Source organism: Enterobacter sp. 200527-13 (assembly GCF_027924865.1).
Lineage (GTDB): Bacteria > Pseudomonadota > Gammaproteobacteria > Enterobacterales > Enterobacteriaceae > Enterobacter > Enterobacter ludwigii.
Window position 1 is genome coordinate 300,455 of record NZ_BSCM01000004.1, and the last position, 16,341, is coordinate 316,795.

General features: G+C 55.3%; 21 protein-coding genes. 4 read left to right on the plus strand and 17 right to left on the minus strand.

Features of this window, described 5'->3' with window-relative positions; genetic code table 11:
• Window positions 1–2: 2 nt before the first annotated feature.
• The 13 genes from QMG44_RS16210 to QMG44_RS16270 all read right to left on the minus strand — a co-directional run bounded on the left by QMG44_RS16210 (window position 3) and on the right by QMG44_RS16270 (window position 6,725).
• Window positions 3–353 carry a GPW/gp25 family protein gene (locus QMG44_RS16210; RefSeq protein WP_014171687.1) on the minus strand — a complete coding sequence of 117 codons (351 nt, stop codon included), beginning with the start codon at window positions 351–353 and terminating at the stop codon, window positions 3–5.
• Window positions 350–991, minus strand: a complete 642-nt coding sequence (locus tag QMG44_RS16215; protein WP_020883605.1) for a phage baseplate assembly protein V — start codon at window positions 989–991, stop codon at window positions 350–352. Before QMG44_RS16215 ends, QMG44_RS16210 begins: the two co-directional genes overlap by 4 nt.
• Window positions 992–1,100: 109 nt before the next feature.
• A complete protein-coding gene (locus QMG44_RS16220) occupies window positions 1,101–1,568 on the minus strand; it encodes a phage tail protein (protein WP_063156869.1) in 468 nt (155 codons plus the stop codon).
• The gene (gene lysC, locus QMG44_RS16225) at window positions 1,531–1,776 is read right to left on the minus strand and encodes an Rz1-like lysis system protein LysC (protein WP_072126476.1); all 246 of its coding nucleotides are present in this window, start codon (window positions 1,774–1,776) and stop codon (window positions 1,531–1,533) included. The genes QMG44_RS16220 and lysC overlap by 38 nt, the downstream gene beginning before the upstream one ends.
• Window positions 1,676–2,089, minus strand: coding sequence for an Rz-like lysis system protein LysB (lysB, locus tag QMG44_RS16230; protein ID WP_165764078.1), 414 nt, complete (start codon window positions 2,087–2,089; stop codon window positions 1,676–1,678). The genes lysC and lysB overlap by 101 nt, the downstream gene beginning before the upstream one ends.
• Window positions 2,086–2,595 carry a lysozyme gene (locus QMG44_RS16235; protein WP_014171692.1) on the minus strand — a complete coding sequence of 170 codons (510 nt, stop codon included), beginning with the start codon at window positions 2,593–2,595 and terminating at the stop codon, window positions 2,086–2,088. The genes lysB and QMG44_RS16235 overlap by 4 nt, the downstream gene beginning before the upstream one ends.
• Window positions 2,579–2,800, minus strand: coding sequence for an HP1 family phage holin (locus QMG44_RS16240; protein WP_014171693.1), 222 nt, complete (start codon window positions 2,798–2,800; stop codon window positions 2,579–2,581). The genes QMG44_RS16235 and QMG44_RS16240 overlap by 17 nt, the downstream gene beginning before the upstream one ends.
• Complete coding sequence (locus QMG44_RS16245) at window positions 2,791–2,994, minus strand: tail protein X (protein ID WP_020883600.1); 204 nt, start codon at window positions 2,992–2,994, stop codon at window positions 2,791–2,793. Before QMG44_RS16245 ends, QMG44_RS16240 begins: the two co-directional genes overlap by 10 nt.
• A gap of 123 nt (window positions 2,995–3,117) precedes the next feature.
• Window positions 3,118–3,558: a DinI-like family protein gene (locus QMG44_RS16250; protein WP_020883599.1), complete on the minus strand. Its 441-nt coding sequence runs from the start codon at window positions 3,556–3,558 to the stop codon at window positions 3,118–3,120.
• Between the two features lie 109 nt (window positions 3,559–3,667).
• Window positions 3,668–5,863 (minus strand): replication endonuclease, encoded by a 2,196-nt coding sequence (locus QMG44_RS16255; RefSeq protein ID WP_086532087.1) that lies wholly within the window; start codon window positions 5,861–5,863, stop codon window positions 3,668–3,670.
• A 7-nt stretch (window positions 5,864–5,870) separates the two neighbouring features.
• The gene (locus QMG44_RS16260; protein WP_032679001.1) at window positions 5,871–6,092 is read right to left on the minus strand and encodes a TraR/DksA family transcriptional regulator; all 222 of its coding nucleotides are present in this window, start codon (window positions 6,090–6,092) and stop codon (window positions 5,871–5,873) included.
• Entirely contained in the window at window positions 6,092–6,319 is a 228-nt protein-coding gene (locus QMG44_RS16265; RefSeq protein WP_020883596.1) for a DUF2732 family protein, read from the minus strand. Before QMG44_RS16265 ends, QMG44_RS16260 begins: the two co-directional genes overlap by 1 nt.
• 67 nt (window positions 6,320–6,386) lie before the next feature.
• The gene (locus QMG44_RS16270; RefSeq protein ID WP_032679002.1) at window positions 6,387–6,725 is read right to left on the minus strand and encodes a DUF5347 domain-containing protein; all 339 of its coding nucleotides are present in this window, start codon (window positions 6,723–6,725) and stop codon (window positions 6,387–6,389) included.
• A gap of 287 nt (window positions 6,726–7,012) precedes the next feature.
• On the opposite strand from QMG44_RS16270, the gene QMG44_RS16275 reads away from it, so the two are divergent.
• Window positions 7,013–7,588, plus strand: coding sequence for a phage repressor protein CI (locus QMG44_RS16275; RefSeq protein ID WP_086532086.1), 576 nt, complete (start codon window positions 7,013–7,015; stop codon window positions 7,586–7,588).
• 271 nt (window positions 7,589–7,859) lie between these two features.
• Window positions 7,860–9,029, plus strand: coding sequence for a DNA repair protein (locus QMG44_RS16280; RefSeq protein ID WP_047956131.1), 1,170 nt, complete (start codon window positions 7,860–7,862; stop codon window positions 9,027–9,029).
• Here QMG44_RS16280 and QMG44_RS16285 read toward each other — a convergent pair whose 3' ends face one another.
• Window positions 9,030–9,794 (minus strand): siderophore-interacting protein, encoded by a 765-nt coding sequence (locus tag QMG44_RS16285; RefSeq protein WP_086532085.1) that lies wholly within the window; start codon window positions 9,792–9,794, stop codon window positions 9,030–9,032. It abuts the gene before it with no gap.
• Between the two features lie 146 nt (window positions 9,795–9,940).
• Here QMG44_RS16285 and QMG44_RS16290 point away from each other — a divergent pair, with 146 nt between their 5' ends.
• Complete coding sequence (locus QMG44_RS16290) at window positions 9,941–10,435, plus strand: PadR family transcriptional regulator (protein ID WP_086532084.1); 495 nt, start codon at window positions 9,941–9,943, stop codon at window positions 10,433–10,435.
• On the opposite strand, the gene QMG44_RS16295 is transcribed toward QMG44_RS16290, so the two are convergent.
• Both QMG44_RS16295 and QMG44_RS16300 read right to left on the minus strand, forming a co-directional pair.
• Entirely contained in the window at window positions 10,432–11,991 is a 1,560-nt protein-coding gene (locus tag QMG44_RS16295) for a methyl-accepting chemotaxis protein (RefSeq protein ID WP_014171702.1), read from the minus strand. The genes QMG44_RS16290 and QMG44_RS16295 overlap by 4 nt on opposite strands.
• Window positions 11,992–12,326: 335 nt before the next feature.
• A complete protein-coding gene (locus tag QMG44_RS16300; RefSeq protein ID WP_025202964.1) occupies window positions 12,327–13,847 on the minus strand; it encodes a PAS domain-containing methyl-accepting chemotaxis protein in 1,521 nt (506 codons plus the stop codon).
• Window positions 13,848–14,283: 436 nt separating this feature from the next.
• On the opposite strand from QMG44_RS16300, the gene ygjG reads away from it, so the two are divergent.
• Entirely contained in the window at window positions 14,284–15,663 is a 1,380-nt protein-coding gene (gene ygjG, locus QMG44_RS16305) for a putrescine aminotransferase (RefSeq protein ID WP_020883590.1), read from the plus strand.
• 33 nt (window positions 15,664–15,696) lie between these two features.
• Here ygjG and QMG44_RS16310 read toward each other — a convergent pair whose 3' ends face one another.
• A complete protein-coding gene (locus QMG44_RS16310) occupies window positions 15,697–16,299 on the minus strand; it encodes a helix-turn-helix domain-containing protein (protein WP_020883589.1) in 603 nt (200 codons plus the stop codon).
• Window positions 16,300–16,341: the final 42 nt, after the last annotated feature.

Genomic DNA, 16,341 nt, shown 5'->3' on the forward strand with positions numbered 1-16,341 from the left:
GTTTAACTCAATGAAATAGTGATAGAAAAGGAATGCCCGGAGGTCTGGCGGGTGCCGGTGAGATCGACATACAGCGTCCCGTCATTCTCCGAACGTTCGAAAGTGATGGCCGTCAGGCTGATCCGCGGCTCCCATTTCTGGATAGCGGAGTAACATGCGGCCATGATTTGCAGGCGCAGCGCCGGACTCTGCGGCCTGTCGATCATTGCCGCCAGCAGTGAACCGTACTCGCGGCGCATCACCCGCGAGCCAATCGGCGTAACCAGAATGTCCCGCACGCTTTGTCTGATATGTTCAGCCTCTGAAATGCTGAGCCCGGTCTGACTGTTCATTCCCCTGTAGCGCACCGTCATTGCGTCCCCTTAGTCCAGCTTCCGCCGCTTTGCACACTGCCGTGAGCATGGTTGTCCACCTGCACCCCATTGGAGGTGAATTTACCGCCGGAATGCTCAATATTGCCGGCCATTACCCCGCCCTTCTGCACTTCAAGAGAGGCGGTAATTAGCTTGTTGGTACACACCACCTCAGGTGTATCCAGGGTGATGCGCGTCTCAGACTTCACCAGGACCACCGGTACGGTGGCGGTGAGTGATTCAGAGGCTGTGATGTCAGCCGTTTTAATGCCTGTGGCCGTGAGTGCTCCGCTCCCGGGCTCGTACTCGATAACCGCCCCATCAGGGAACGAGACGTGGAGTGCGTCAGGGGAACCTGACGGCGCCGGGTGGTCATCGGAAAAGATACCTGGCAGCACGAAGGCGGTATCAAGCTCACCGCCGATGGCCAGCAGCAGCACTTGTTCTCCCTCGGACGGCGCCCACCACACGCGCGAACGGCCGGCGCGACAGGTCAGCCAGTTCAGCCAGGTGGTTTTCATCCCTCCGGACTGGACGCGGCAGAGCCCTCTGTTGAGGTCAACATCGGTGACAACACCGATACGAATCAGGTTACGGATCGCGCGAGCGATACCGTGCATGGAAGTGAGTGTATTCATGAGAAGAGAATGCCCTTCAGGGGGATCGGCAGCAACGAGACGGAGTTTTATGCGGGATGAAACAACAATCGTTCACGCTGATGGCTGGACAGCCATCAGCGTGGTGAACTTACGCTTTCCACTGGCTGACCAGTTCACCGTTGATATACAGCTCCAGCGGACGTGTGACGGGCTCTGGCAACGGCGGCTCCGGGGAATAGGTGGCATGCAACGTTCCCTGCTCCTGCGAAACAAGAATGCGCTCGGTGAGCTGCAGGCTAAAGCTGATATTCACCGTACCATCGTCGTTGAAGGTGACGCCAAAGAGAAACCCGTTTTTTCGCCCGTCATCGAGGGTAAAAATATCTGGCTGGTTTTCACGCAGCCAGGCCAGTACCGGGACGAAGACCCCCTCGCTGTCGCCGGCGAAGCTACTGATATTCGCTTTCAGTTCATACTTTTTTTCAAAGGAGAGCGAGGACGCGAGGCGGGCGTCAATATTTCCGCTCCCCACCGACATCTGCAGATGATCAGGGTGATCGTTCAGTTGGGGAACGGCGTCAATTAATGCCTGACGCAGGCTGTTGAGTTTGTGCATCGAGTTTATCCTGACAGTCTTTTATGGTTTCGACCTGCAGCGCGCAGGCGATAAGGGCATGCTCAAGCCGACGAATATCAGCACTGAGATCGCCGTTGGTGATGGGCTCACTTCCCGGCATCGGACAGGCGCTCACCTTCGGGCAGGCGTTGTAAACAATGTGCTGCGGAGGCGCAGGCGGCGCGGGTGTGCAACCTGCGCACAGCATCAGGCAGCTGAGCGTTATACCAGCGGCGTAACTCTTCATTTTCATTTACCCATTTCCCGATAGCCGCTTCGCGTCGTGCCATCTCCTCGCCGACGGCAACAAGATCCTCGCGGAGCCTGACCTGCGCATCTTCGTTCGACCTGGCAATCCGCTGTGCTTCGGATAACTGCTGAAGCAGCGTGTTGATTGTGTTTTTTTGATCGCGGGCGATCTGGTTGGCTTTAGCAAGAGAGCGGGACAGGTTCACGTTGTCATGACGAAACCACAGCGTGATGGCCAGCAGAACGGCCAGTACCAGCAGAAGAGGTTTCATGGCTTCCCCTTCAGGCACCAGGCCTTCTCACGAGCTCGACGGTTTTCCAGTCCAGCATTTTTGACCCCATTGACGTACACCCAGCGGGTAAGCTGATTGCACGCCTGCGGCCACTGTTTACGCTTAATGAATGACACCAGCGTGGAACGGCAGGCAGCCCCTGTTCCAACGTTAAAGGCAAAACTCACCAGCGCATCATAGACACGGGGCGGCATCTCCACCGGTGCGCATACCGCCAGCCGTCTTTCAACGTTCATCACGTCGGCAACAAGGTTCGCTGCCGCCTCACGCTCTGTAATTTCCCGTCCCGGCACGACGCCTGACGTATGGCCAATGCCTGATGTCCATACGCCCGCACTGCAACGATAAGGCGACAGGCGACACCCTTCGAGATCAGCAATGAGCGCCAACCCCTCCGGTGAGGTGTTCAGTAACCGGAAGTCAGGCATCAGCACCGCCAGGGCCAGTACGCCCGCGGCGCTGCAACGCTTAATGATTGAGTTCACGAATACTCTTCTTATCGAGTCCAAGAGAGGTCAGATAGCGATAGGTTTTCCGCTTAAACCAGTAATTCGTCAGCGCGGTAAAAATGGCGCAGAGGCTTCCCACGTATAGCGCGACTTTTTCAGGAGACATCGCCCCGAACCAGGCCAGCGCTACGGCCAGCCAGTAGGCGATAAACGTGGTGATTTTCTCAAGACTCAGTCCCATAGGTTCACTGATTCTTTAGTCGGTGCGCTATCAACCTCTGGCATGTCTATCGGCGTGCCATGAGGTAAGATGACCCCCAACTCCGCGAGGCCAGAATTGGCGTTCAGAACGGTTTCAACCACCCCTGCCGTGCGCCCATAATAACGGGCACAGATGGCATCAAGCGTGTCCCCCTGCATTGCATAGATTTTCATCAGACGCTCCCAACATCCGGATTTCCAGGTACCGTTGAGTTTCCAGCGCTGGCGCCCTTTTTGCTATCGCTGCAGGATGGACAATCGCGGACACAACAGACTGCCCGCGAGATGGCAGAAGGCCTAGCGCCAGCTCTCGTCTTCCCAGACTTCGCGGAGGATGTTGTCCAGCGCTTCGCGATCGGCCTCTCTTTCAATCCCCTGCAACTCCACGCCGGTCATGGATCCTTTTTTAACGGTAACCAGCGTTGACGGAAACACGGATCTTATCCTGCGGGTTAATTCGTCCTGAAACGCCTCCACGACGGACGGACCAATAAGCTGATCCTTATCCAGGGTAATGTTCACCCGCACGCTGGCCTCTTTTTTGATTCTGTCCGGAACGGGTGATGCAGAGAAAACCACGGTAAACGCGTTGTTCCTGATTAAATTTCCTCTCGCAATCTCAGCGATCAAATTCAGGGCAATTTCACGATCTCTTTCCTGACACGTTCCTTCTGTCGTCAGCCGCGCAATCATCTCGACGCGTTCAATCATGACTTGCTCGTTCAACTCTCTGTCCACACAACCTCCACCACGAGATACTGTATAAACATACAGTAGCATGTATTCATAAAAAGAGTGAAGCAAAAAATCAGAACCATGCGAGGTATGTACATGATATCGATGAAGATTAGCGAATCCCTTTGCTTATCAGATGCGTTAAATACCTTATACGTTCAAGGATTTTCCGGGCCTTTTGCTGATAAGACGGTGCCGCAGGAAATAGCGATCCGTCTGCAGATCCCCGGCACCATTTGTCGTTAAAACGGCTAATGCCCCCCGCCATAAGATGCAGGGCTTCCCCCCGGCTGATCGTTATTCCGGTGGCGAGCCGTATCTCATCAATCACTCTCTCTGCCACTCCGTTCTGCGGATCCTTTTCATAGACAAAGGGAGTCTTTGCAACCGGTCTGGGGAGGGTTATGCGTGCGGCTAACGCGCGTCTCGCACGCCGGCTGAGGGGTTGAGAGACGTCGCTCACCGTACAGTTATTGACAGAACTCCAAGAACGCGCAGCGGTGCCGTTAAGGTCAACGGCCAAATCAACGGCACGCTTCGGCACAATTTTCCACTGCGTGAGCCGGGTCAAAATCGGCGAGCCCGGGCCGAGTGCGGTGTCGTAAACGCCGCGAATACAGACTCGTTCTTCGCCGTACTGATTGTATTCGGCACGGGGCTCATACAGCGTGCGCACCTGCAACGCATCCCGACGAACAAACGGTCCTCCCTGTGCATTGACGTATCCTGCCCAGTCTCCGGCATCCGCGGCGTCATGCGCTGCCGCAAATTCTACGCTCAGACCGTGTGCGGCCTGCGTATCAGTCAAACGGCGCAGCTCACGGTAGACGGTCACCGGTGCACCGCCGATAAACTGAAACTGACGGATATGCCAGCGCGCCGCCCAGGCCGAAACAGCAGATGCAGTCACTTTAAGCAACTCGCCGCTTTCGTGATCTGTCTCGCCATCAAGGGCATAGCCGTCGATATTCTTGGAGATGTATTTAGCGATATAACCGGTGGCGCTGCCCTTCTGCGGGTCTATAGCTTCAGCGTGAAAACGAGCTTTTCTGGCGTTATCGCTTTGCAGTTCAAAAGCGTCTTCCTCCTGTGTGTATTCCTCCATAATGCGGCGAACGCGCTCAACGTTTTCGGGCAGCATGAACATCAGCATGTGCCAGTGAGGCGTACCGTCATGGTGGGGTTCAGCAACGCGGATGCCAAACAGACGAATCGCCTGCCGGTGGAGTTTTGCCCGGATCCGCGCCCACAGTTTTGTCAGGTAGCTTTGTGTATCCGCAGGGCTCGCCCCGTTCCATTTGCCATTACGATAGCCGGTGTTCAGGGTGGCGTGATATTTCGACGGCGCGGTTAAGGTATAGAACTCGCCCACGTAGCCAAGCTCATGGCAGATATTTTCAAACCCGCGGATGCGGGTCATCAGTTCGCAGCGACGTATCGCGGGATTGGCCACCGAGCCATCGTGCCTGGCAATCAGGCTTATACGGTTGCCCTCTTCATCCTCCAGTTCCAGACCTTTAAGAAATTCACGCGTGCGCCGCTTCTGTTCACGCCAGTCAGTGATGCAGCGTTTACTCGCATAGGCAGACTTCTTTTTGCTGACGTTTCCAAGTGCAATCTGCACATGCTCACGCCAGGCGGCCGCCATGCGACGCAGTCGTCCACGCCACCAGTCTTCGGAAAACATGCGGATCACCGCTGGCGCAATGTCCTCTTTGTTAAAGAGTATCTTCGACACGCGCTCCCAGTGAGGAGGCAGTACATTGAACTGGCGGGTGATTAATCCAGCTCGCTGATACCAGACATGAAGGGTTTGAAATTCGCCGAGGCCAGCGTCATTGATATTCGCCAGCTCGGAACGAATAAAGCCAGCGATGTCAGCGGCCAGCAAATCAATATCGGCGCGGGACATATCCGGGAGACGGTTGAAGCGGGCAATCAGCGTAACCATCCGCGATGCAAGATATTGCAAAAGCGGCGTGTCGAAGTGTCCACCAAAAACGGCGGTGGAGACGTTACGGTCAACACCTGAACAGGCATACCGTGCAGAGACCTGCTGCAGACGTGGTAATACCCTGTTGCAGAACCGAATCAAAAAGGCATTGGCTCGCAGGCTGCCCTGATGGAGTTCAAGAGCATCAACCGTGCGCCAGACGTCAAAACGCACGCAGTCAGGCTGCAGAGCGAGCGCTTTTCTGGCTTGCAGCAGCGCCGCGAACAGACGGTCGCGACGCTGTAATTGGGGGTGAGTCAGGTAGGGGCTGGCAATAGCCGATCGGGGTTCATTCCACGGATAAGCAAATGACATCACCAATTTATCCTCCCCGGAAATGTTTGTTTTTCAGCTCCGTTATCTCCTGGCAGGTGACGCATAAGGCCACTCCAGGTAACGCCTTTCGCCGCGCCTCGGGGATGGGGATGTCGCACTCCTCGCAGGTAAAACGCGAGGGCGATGCGCATCGCTGGCGGGCGCTATTAATATGACGTTCGCGATCTTCAAGCTCACGCTCCTGCGCCTGATCGATAAAATCGGCCATCAGTGCAGCTCCTGGGATTCGCGTTCGTAACGGGCAGCCTCGTGACACAGCAGTTCCGCTGCGTCTTCGCCACACATTCCGGTTTTATAGATGTGACTGGCTAATGCCTCCAGACGCAGGGAGACGGCGAGAGCGCGCGCCCTGCGCTCCTCCATCTTCGCCTGCACCAGCAGGCGCTGGAGTTCCTCGCGCCCGTTCAGAAAAGTGCGGTTTTCGCTATTTCGCATCACTCATTCTCCTTAATTCAGGCAATAAAATGCCCGGCGGGTTTACGCCATTACGTTTTGGGGTGGATTAAAGCGGCATGGTCAGCCGTTCAGGAAATAAACTCACGACTGCACGGAAATGATTCATGGCTCCGATAAGTGCTCTTTTCTCCTCAGTCGTCAGCTCATTGATACCGCATTCGTGACGGGCGGCGGGTAATTTAGCCAGGAAAAAGATGGCGGCCAGCGCCCTGTTATTCTCTTCAAAACAGGGATCGCGCTTATCACGCATCTCGGCCAAAAACCGCGCCAGCGCTTTCTCGTTATCGCCCCAGTGCCTGGCACGCAGTTCGGCCACGTGATTAAGCCCGGAAAGACGTGCCCCCACCTTGAGTGGGACCGTTGCACGTGTCGCTTCTATTGCCATAACGTCCCTCGCGTTGATTCACACTGTGTGAATTACTCACCCGTAACGGGCTGAAAACGGGATTGGCCTACGCGTTACGCCGCTTTCCAGCGCAGCGAACTGCGCCAGCCTAACGACAGGGCTGGCACTTTGATGATTGCGATTTCAGAAGCCATGTTGCATGATTCCCATTTTGATAATGTCTGCAATCATTAGCCTCTGTTTGCCAACGTCTGCCGCTGATTGCCCGAATTCGCATTGATACTAATACCCAATTGAGCATTAGTAAATACCCAAAGGAATATATTTTGATTTTAGATTCTCAAGTGAATAATGAAGAGTTACTCGATAGAATCTGTCAGGTATATGGTTTTACCCAAAAAATCCAGCTGGCCCGGCACTTCAATATTGCCGCCAGTTCCCTTCAAAACCGCTACGCGCGCGGCACCATCTCCTACGACTTCGCGGTACAATGTGCACTGGACACAGGGGCCAGCCTGCGCTGGTTGATGACCGGACAGGGTGCCCAGTTTGAAGGTAACCCTGCGCCTGGCGATCCCGTTGCTGTTGTCACATTCACTCTGAGTGATGGTCAGCTGGAAGAAAATTCCACTTTGAGTATCGATTCACATCTCTTTAGCAAACCGCTCACTCGCGGTATCGCAGTCCGGTCTGAGGCAAAGCTCCACTTTGTTGAAAAAGGGGCGTCATTAACCGACGGGCTATGGCTGGTTGAGATTGAAGGCACTGTCAGTCTTCGTGATTTAACCCTGCTGCCGGGGAAAAAACTCCACGTCGCGGGCGGCAAAGTCCCCTTTGAATGCGGTATCGATGAGATAAAAACACTGGGCCGTGTGGTGGGCATCTACAGCGAGGTGAACTGATGGCGGGTCGTATGGTACGTATGGCATCATTCGATTTCGCTATGCAGGGCATTCAGCCTTAGGTATTCCTTCAGGACTGGCAGAACAAGAACCGGGGCCAACGCTCCCCCGCCAGCCTTTCGGCTTCCTGTTCGTGCCACTCTTCTTCACAAACCCTAAAAACTAAAGAAATCCCTCATCGCGCCGATCATCATCCGTGTGTATTATTTCCTGTAGCGTTTACAACAATTAACCTTAACTCAAATACTTAAGCGCCAAAGCGAAAGGCATCATGAGCACACCGATCAAACGGCTAGAAATCATAAAAAATGCGATTGAACTGGAAGACGACGACATCATCCAGAGCCAGCTGACACGGCTGAAAAATGAAGCGTTTGACGATGAGCTACAGGCAATCGTCGCGGCGCTTGAGCAGAAAAACTATACCGTTGCCATGGCGGCGATCGCTGCCTGGCTACAGGGCCAGCGCGCCATGACGCAATGGCGTGACCCGCAGGTGGCGGCCAGCAAGATGGAGCTGAAAGCGCTGGAAGAGCGCCTCAGGGATTTGATTGACCGTCGCAATGCCCGCGTGCAACAGCTCGATGAATTCAACGATCTCTATTTCTCACGCCTCGGACCGCTGATGCAGCAGATCCTCGCCCTGCGTAAAACGCTGGCGGAGCTGAACCTGCGACGTCAGCAGGCGGAGGCGCGTCGACGTGAGGAAGATTACCGTCGCTGCCAGCGCTATATGGCGCAGGCGGTGGAGGTGCTGGCGATGCTGACCCAGCGCTGGCGCGATCTGCCTGCGGATTCCGTACAGGCCGCCGAGGCGCGTAAGCAACTGCAGCAGCAAAGCAATCTGATTGCTAACCTGCTGGCCGAAGCGCTGGAGCTGGAGAGTGGCTTAACGCGCGAAGAAGAGCCTGCACGTCAGGCGCGCGACGAGGCCAATGAAGAGTACGAGAAATACCGCGAGCAGCATCACGATGCCGAAATGCGTCTGCGTAAAGGCAAGAACCTCTCCGAGGAAGATCAGAACGAACTGAAGCGTCTCTGGCGTCAGGCGAGCAAGCTCTGCCATCCGGACCTGGTCGCTGACGATCTGAAAGAAGAAGCCAACGCGATGATGGTGCAACTCAACCAGGCCAAACAGCGTGGTGACGTTAAAGCCATTCGTTCGCTGGTGGCACGTCTGCAGCAGGGCTTTGAGCCGCTGATGGCCAGCGACAGGCTGAACGATCTGGAACGTATCCGCAAAAAAATGGCGCAGGTTCGCGAGCAGATTGACACGTTAGTGAACGAGCTGGCGGAGCTGGAGAAAGAGGAGTCCTGGCTGCTGGTCTCGTCGCTGAGCAATATGGAAGCCTACTTTGCCCAGCAGGAGAAGGCGCTGCACGACGTTCGCGCCTCGCTCGAACATCAGGTGAGCGAAGCGCAGCTGGAGTCCGCAGCCTGATTATTTAGCGTGCCAGTATGCACTGGCACGCACCAGCTGCTGGTCGATTGCGTCGGTTTCAAACTGACGGCTCAGGTTTTTCACCACCTTCCCTTCCCCGGTCAGCCAGATAAAATAATCTTCCGCAGGCACCGTCAACGCTGCCAGACGCTCGGCCACCGCCTGTTCGCTGTGGCCGACAACCCAGGTGATGTTGAACGCGCTCAGATGGGCCAGATAGTCCTGATACGACGCATCACCGACCGTCACCACCGCATGAATGTCCGGGCGAACCGGCAGTGTTGCGATGCTTTCCAGGCGATGGCGCAGCGCGGGCATGCCGGATTCATCGCACACGTACAGTTGCCAGGCATAATCTTCCGGCACAACCAGCGAACCGCGCGGGCCGCCAATCGTGAGCGTGTCACCCACTTTTGCCTCTGTCGCCCAGTGGCTGGCAACGCCGCTATCGTGTATGAAGAAATCGAGCACCAGCTCATGCCGTTCGGCATCGTACAGGGGCGTATAGTCTCGCGCCTGCGGACGCACACCGTCGCCCCAGTCGATACCTTCATCGGTAACAACCGGTGGTACAAAGGTCGCCCCCGGAGCCGGGAAAAACACTTTTGTGTGGTCGTCGAAACCGCGAGAGCTAAAGCCCTCCAGCGCCTCGCCGCCTAAAACAATGCGCTGGAAACCTGCGCTGACACGCTCAACGCGAAGCACGTCCAGCTTGCGAAAACGGAGATCATTACGAACACGTTGTGGGTAACGGGTGGATGTCATGGTGAGACCCTTCTCAGGTGAATACGATATATCTAAATCAATTTTAAATGATAATGATTGCTAATCAGCAAGAATGCAAGATCTTTTAGATTGCATCTGAATATATCTAAGATATAGTTTAGATATATCAACTTGAAGGGGTGAGTATGCGAAACGAACACGACGGCGGCGGACGCCGACCACGCTTTTTTGGTCACGGCGATCTGCGTCTGGTGATACTGGATATCCTGACCCACAACGCGAGCCATGGCTACGAGTTGATCAAGGAGATCGAGAACATGACGCAGGGGAATTACACCCCAAGCCCTGGCGTTATCTACCCGACCCTCGATTACCTTCAGGATCAGACCTATATCACCATCACCGAAGAAGAGAATGGCCGCAAGAGAATTGCGATTACCGTGGCCGGTCAGCAGTGGCTGGATGAAAATCAGGAGCAGCTGGCGCAAATTCAGGCGCGTATTAAAGCGCGCTCCGTCGGCTTCCAGCTGAGAAAAAACCCGCAAATGAAGCGGGCTCTGGATAACTTCAAAGCGGTGTTAGACCTGAAGGTGAACCAGGGCGAACTCAGCGATGCGCAGCTTAAGCAGATCATCGGCGTGATCGACCGCGCAGCGCTGGAGATCTCCCAGCTGGATTAAGCCAGTACGCGATCGCTCACGCGGAAGACGCGGACAAGGTCTTTCAGGTGCATCGCCTGTTCGTTCAGGGACGCTGCTGCCGCGACAGACTCCTCCACCAGGGCGGAGTTCTGCTGCGTGGTGGCATCAATCAGACCAATCGCGCTGTTAATTTGCGAGATCCCTTCCGTCTGCTCATGGCTGGCCTGGCGGATCTCACGCAGAATGACGTCCATCTCTTCCACGTTGCCGACCATACCGTTAATCAACTCGCTCGCTTTCTCGACCAGGTTCATCCCGTCCTGCGTCTGGCTGGTAGAACTTTCGATCAGCTGACGAATTTCACTGGCGGATGACGCACTCTTCTGCGCAAGCTGACGCACTTCGCCTGCCACCACCGCAAAACCACGACCGTGCTCGCCCGCACGTGCTGCTTCCACCGCCGCGTTCAGCGCCAGAATGTTGGTCTGGAAAGCGATGGCGTCGATCAGGTCGATGATGTCGGACATCCGGTTAGAAGTCTCGTTAATCAGGCGCATTTTGCTGGTGACCTGCTTCATCATCTCGCCGTTGTTTTTGACCACCATGGCAGCGTCCGCCGAGAGGTGAGTTGCTTCTCCGGTGTGTGAGGCGGTGTTTTTTACCGTCGCCGTGATCTGCTCCATCGAGGCAGCGGTCTGTTCAACAGAGCTGGCCTGCTCTTCGGTGCGCGCGGCAAGATCCTGGTTCCCCGCGACAATCTGCGCGGCGGCACTCGAGATATTCTCCGAACCGGTCTGGACCTGCTGCACAATGTCCAGCAGACGCGTTTTCATCTCCATCAGCGCATGCAGCAGCAGGCCGGTTTCGTCTTTACCGTGCGGCGTGATGCTGCCGGTCAGATCGCCTTCAGCAATGGCTTTTGCAAAATCCACCGCCTCGCCCAGCGGACGCGTGATTGAGCGCACGATAAACCAGCCAATCAGGCTGCCGGTCGCGACGCTAAAGAGCGTGATCAGGATCAGCAGCAGGCGGTTCGATTTGAAATCGCCCTCGACCTGCACTCCTGCGCTTTGCATTTCCTGGTTCTGAATCGCGATCAGCGCCTGCACGTTGGCTTTATAGGCCTGCTGTAGCTTCAGGGTGTTGGTCATCATCTCCTGAATAGCGCCCGCCCGATCGTTATTCTGCACCGCCTGCAAAATGCGATAACGCGAGTCCAGATACTGCTGACGCACGCCGCGTATCTCAGCAAGAACCCGCTGTGATTCAGGATCCTGCAGCGCAGTATTTAGCTCGCCGAGGATCACCGTAATCTGTTCGCTGATCGCTTTAAGACGCTGCTGTGACTGCGCTGTATACGTTCCCTGTTCATCCAGTAACATCAGCTGCTGAGTGCCAATAAATTCCTGGAAGTTGTCGATTAACTGGTTCGCTTTTACCGTGGTCGGATAATCACGGGTAATGATGGATTGCATTCCGTTGTTCGCCCGGTTCAGGCTTAGCAAGGATAAACTCGCACTGACCACCATCAGGACAATAAAGAATCCAAACGCCAGAAATAATTTCGTGCCGATCTTTACGTCATGTAAGAACATATTTTCTCCATCGATGTGATTATTTCTCAGACGATCACCGTTATCGGTAACGAAACCGCTAACTTTATGACTTTGATCGTTTTTTTATTTCATAACCACAACAATGGATAGGTGTAGGCTATTAATATCCGTAAATCGATCGTTACGTCACCCTCTGATGAGGCATTTTCAAAATAGCATCGGGAAAAACGGACTTAGGCTGGGGTAAATATCTGATGTGCTTTCTTTAGTTACTTAATATAAAGTTAACAATAAAAGACATTAATAATTACATTCAGAAAAAATAAAGCCGCTTATTCCTGATGAAATAAACGGCTTTCTGGAACCTTACTGGCTCAATGGAGCACGGTTACCGCATCCTTAAGACGCCCGGCGCGATGCTTCACCATTGCGGATATGTGGGCACTTTCCTCAACCAGATCGGCATTTTTCTGCGTGATGCTGTCCAGCTCGGCCACCGCACGGGTGAGCTCTGACAAGCCGGTAGCCTGTTCAGAGGTGGAGTGGCTGATCTGCGCGATAAGCTGCGTCACGTTTTTCACCTGCTCGACGATATCATCCATTGTACGACCGGCGGCATGAACCTGATCAGAGCCGGACTGCACCTTGCTGGCGCTGGCATCAATCAGCTTGCGAATATCGTTGGCTGCACTGGCGCTACGGCTGGCGAGATGGCGCACTTCGCCGGCGACAACCGCAAAGCCTTTTCCCTGCTCACCGGCTCTTGCTGCCTCCACCGCCGCATTCAGCGCCAGAATATTGGTCTGAAACGCGATGTCGTTAATAAGGGAGGTAATCGAGCCAATCCGCTGCGTGCTATCCGCGATGTCATCCATGGTTTTCACCACCGTCTGCATCGCGTTTCCGCCTTTGGTCGCCGCGCTGCTGGCGGCCACTGACAGCTTGTCCACTTCGGCGGCGGTTTCTGAATTACTCTGCACGGAGGCGGCCATCTGGTTCATTGTCGCCACGGTCTGCTGCACATTGGCCACGGTCTGACGCGTCCGATCGTTCAGATCTTCATTCCCCTTTGCTAGCCTGTCGCTGCCATCACGCACGCTCACCACCTGGCTTGACACATCGTTAATCAACCAGCGGCACATCAGCCCCAGCTGCCCTACCGCACGCAGGGTCAACCCCAGCTCGTCGCTGCGGTTCAGGTGCTGCACGCTGTTGCGCTCGCCGGTGGCGACTTTCAGCGCCTGACGCGCCACGTTTTCGATCGGACGAACAATCTGCTGCTCAAACAGCAGCGTGCCCAGCAGCATGACTACCGCGGCGGCAGCCAGCGGGTACGCACCCGCGGAGGTGGCCACCAGCGTGGCAGCCAGCACCGCAAACAGCCCCGCCATCACGCTGCGCACACGCCAGCGCAGCGGCATTGCCGGAAGTTTCCCCAGCCAGCCTTTCCTTACCACCAATCCTTTATGAATACGTTTCTTGCAGCGCCCGTCATTCAGAGCACGATAGAGCGGCTCCACGCCAGCAATCTCTTCTGCCGTGGCTTTGGTGCGAATCGACATATAGCCCGTCACCTGCCCGTGACGCACCATCGGCACCGCGTTGGCGCGCACCCAGTAGTGGTCACCATTTTTACGTCGGTTTTTGACAATGCCGCTCCACGGCTCGCCCTTTTGCAGGGTGTACCACATATCGGCAAACGCCGCTTTTGGCATATCGGGGTGGCGCACCAGATTGTGCGGCTGGCCCATCAGCTCATCAAGCTGATAGCCACTCACCTGCACAAAGGTGTCGTTGGCGTGGGTCAGGTAACTGTGGATATCGGTGGTCGACATTAAGGTGGTGTCATCGTCCAGAGGATATTCATTCTGGGTGACAAAGGTTGGAGCGGACATCGTGAGCATCCCTTGCAGGTTATTTGAATGTTAATTTTGTGGATTAATGTTTTTTCGGCGGTAAAGAATTTATCTTTAGTTGTTAAAGTTGATAGAGATCGCAGATTTCACTTAAACCGCACTTTTTGTGAGATTTTATAATTGATTGATTTCAAATACTTTCACAGAGAAATTACCTGCAGAGTATGACGCGTTAACGCTCACTTAAGTCGCAGCGTCTGCACTCTATAAGTGCAATGGCCTCTAAATCGCACCTCCCCAGGCCTTTTCCGCCGTACCGCTAAATCCCGTATCGGTTATATCGGCATGATTAAATTTTGCGCAACATAATGTTAACCTGGTGTTTATCCTGATTTTCGTTAAGGCATCTGAAGTGGCGTAATCCCTGCAATACTTAATCCAGTATCATGTGATACGCGATCCCCGGGAGCACATTTTGAACAGGTTACCTTCCAGCGCCTCGGCTCTTGCCTGTACCGCGCACGCACTGAATCTCATTGAGAAGCGAACGCTTGATCATGAGGAGATGAAACAACTTAACCGAGAGGTCATCGATTACTTTAAAGAGCATGTCAATCCAGGGTTTTTGGAGTATCGCAAATCTGTTACCGCCGGCGGGGATTACGGAGCCGTAGAGTGGCAAGCGGGAAGTCTTAATACGCTTGTCGACACCCAGGGACAGGAGTTTATAGATTGCCTGGGTGGTTTTGGAATTTTCAACGTGGGGCACCGTAATCCAGTTGTGGTTTCCGCCGTACAGAATCAACTTGCGAAACAACCTCTCCATAGCCAGGAACTGCTCGATCCGCTTCGCGCTATGCTCGCGAAAACGCTCGCGGCCTTAACGCCCGGCAAACTGAAGTACAGCTTCTTTAGCAACAGCGGCACGGAATCGGTCGAAGCGGCGATTAAACTCGCCAAAGCGTACCAGTCGCCGCGCGGCAAATTCACGTTTATCGCCACCAGCGGCGCGTTCCACGGAAAATCCCTGGGCGCACTGTCAGCTACCGCCAAATCCACCTTCCGCAAACCGTTCATGCCGCTGCTGCCGGGCTTCCGCCACGTGCCGTTTGGTGACATTAGCGCTATGCGCACCATGCTGAGCGAATGCCGTAAAACCGGCGACGATGTGGCAGCGGTGATCCTGGAGCCTATTCAGGGTGAGGGCGGCGTGATCCTGCCCCCGCAGGGCTATCTGCCTGCCGTGCGTCAGTTGTGCGATGAGTTTGGCGCACTGCTGATCCTCGACGAAGTCCAAACCGGGATGGGGCGTACGGGCAAGATGTTTGCCTGCGAGCATGAGAACGTCCAGCCGGACATTCTCTGTCTGGCAAAAGCGCTGGGCGGCGGCGTGATGCCGATTGGCGCGACGGTGGCGACCGAAGAGGTCTTCTCGGTGCTGTTCGACAACCCGTTCCTGCACACCACTACGTTTGGCGGTAACCCGCTGGCCTGCGCGGCCGCGCTGGCGACCATCAACGTGCTGCTGGATCAAAACCTGCCTGCACAGGCGGAACAGAAAGGCGATATGCTGCTGGACGGTTTCCGCCAGCTGGGCCGGGAATATCCGGATCTGGTGCAGGATGCGCGGGGTAAAGGGTTGCTGATGGCCATTGAGTTTGTCGACAACGAAATCGGCTACAGCTTCGCGAGCGAGATGTTCCGCCAGCGGGTCCTGGTTGCCGGAACGCTCAACAACTCGAAGACCATTCGCATTGAACCGCCGCTGACGCTGACGGTTGAACAGTGTGAGCAGGTGCTGAAAGCGGCGCGTAAAGCGCTGGCAGCCCTGCGGGTAAGCGTGGAAGAAGCGTGATATCCACTCCCCCTCCTGACGGAGGGGGCGTTTTTAGCGGTGAAACTCCGCCACCGTCATGGTAAACCGCAACACATTTTCGCCCTCATTCGCGTAGCCGTGTGCCGCTTCCGTTTTCGCCACCGCCGAAGCGCCTGCCGCCACCTGCGTCACCGTCTCTTCCACCGTCAGGGTTAATCCTCCCTCAGTGACATGCAGCAGCTCAAACGTTCCCGCCGGATGCCCCGGCGAGGTAAAACGCTCCCCCGGATGCATCACCCACTGCCAGAGTTCAATCATATCCGGGCCAGACGTGCCCGCGAGCAGCCGGGCATATCCGCCCTGTGGGCCCTGCCACAGAACCGGGATCGCCGCTTCTTCTATGACGTGCACCCGCGGCTCGCTGGAGACGTTAACGATATCCGCCACCGAAACGCCCAGCGCGGCAGCCAGCTTGCAGAGAATGGCAATGCTGGGATTCGCCGCCCCTTTTTCAATCTCCACCAGCATGCCTTTGCTGACGCTCGCGCGGCGTGAAAGCTCATCCAGCGACAGTTTTTTCTCTTTGCGCCAGTTGCGAATGCGGGTGGCGACGGCCAGGCTTACCTGGGCGATATCGGCACCCGAATCGGTCATTATATTGACTTTATCAGTCATTGGTCACTACCATAGTATAAAACAGTCAATACAGGATTATTT

Bases quoted from the DNA above. Each gene is read 5' to 3' on its own strand.
- QMG44_RS16210 (WP_014171687.1), bottom strand. From the start codon at position 353: ATGACGGTGCGCTACAGGGGAATGAACAGTCAGACCGGGCTCAGCATT.
- QMG44_RS16215 (WP_020883605.1), bottom strand. From the start codon at position 991: ATGAATACACTCACTTCCATGCACGGTATCGCTCGCGCGATCCGTAAC.
- QMG44_RS16220 (WP_063156869.1), bottom strand. From the start codon at position 1,568: ATGCACAAACTCAACAGCCTGCGTCAGGCATTAATTGACGCCGTTCCC.
- lysC (WP_072126476.1), bottom strand. From the start codon at position 1,776: ATGCTGTGCGCAGGTTGCACACCCGCGCCGCCTGCGCCTCCGCAGCAC.
- lysB (WP_165764078.1), bottom strand. From the start codon at position 2,089: ATGAAACCTCTTCTGCTGGTACTGGCCGTTCTGCTGGCCATCACGCTG.
- QMG44_RS16240 (WP_014171693.1), bottom strand. From the start codon at position 2,800: ATGGGACTGAGTCTTGAGAAAATCACCACGTTTATCGCCTACTGGCTG.
- QMG44_RS16245 (WP_020883600.1), bottom strand. From the start codon at position 2,994: ATGAAAATCTATGCAATGCAGGGGGACACGCTTGATGCCATCTGTGCC.
- QMG44_RS16255 (WP_086532087.1), bottom strand. From the start codon at position 5,863: ATGTCATTTGCTTATCCGTGGAATGAACCCCGATCGGCTATTGCCAGC.
- QMG44_RS16260 (WP_032679001.1), bottom strand. From the start codon at position 6,092: ATGGCCGATTTTATCGATCAGGCGCAGGAGCGTGAGCTTGAAGATCGC.
- QMG44_RS16265 (WP_020883596.1), bottom strand. From the start codon at position 6,319: ATGCGAAATAGCGAAAACCGCACTTTTCTGAACGGGCGCGAGGAACTC.
- QMG44_RS16270 (WP_032679002.1), bottom strand. From the start codon at position 6,725: ATGGCAATAGAAGCGACACGTGCAACGGTCCCACTCAAGGTGGGGGCA.
- QMG44_RS16280 (WP_047956131.1), top strand. From the start codon at position 7,860: ATGAGCACACCGATCAAACGGCTAGAAATCATAAAAAATGCGATTGAA.
- QMG44_RS16285 (WP_086532085.1), bottom strand. From the start codon at position 9,794: ATGACATCCACCCGTTACCCACAACGTGTTCGTAATGATCTCCGTTTT.
- QMG44_RS16290 (WP_086532084.1), top strand. From the start codon at position 9,941: ATGCGAAACGAACACGACGGCGGCGGACGCCGACCACGCTTTTTTGGT.
- QMG44_RS16295 (WP_014171702.1), bottom strand. From the start codon at position 11,991: ATGTTCTTACATGACGTAAAGATCGGCACGAAATTATTTCTGGCGTTT.
- QMG44_RS16300 (WP_025202964.1), bottom strand. From the start codon at position 13,847: ATGTCCGCTCCAACCTTTGTCACCCAGAATGAATATCCTCTGGACGAT.
- QMG44_RS16310 (WP_020883589.1), bottom strand. From the start codon at position 16,299: ATGACTGATAAAGTCAATATAATGACCGATTCGGGTGCCGATATCGCC.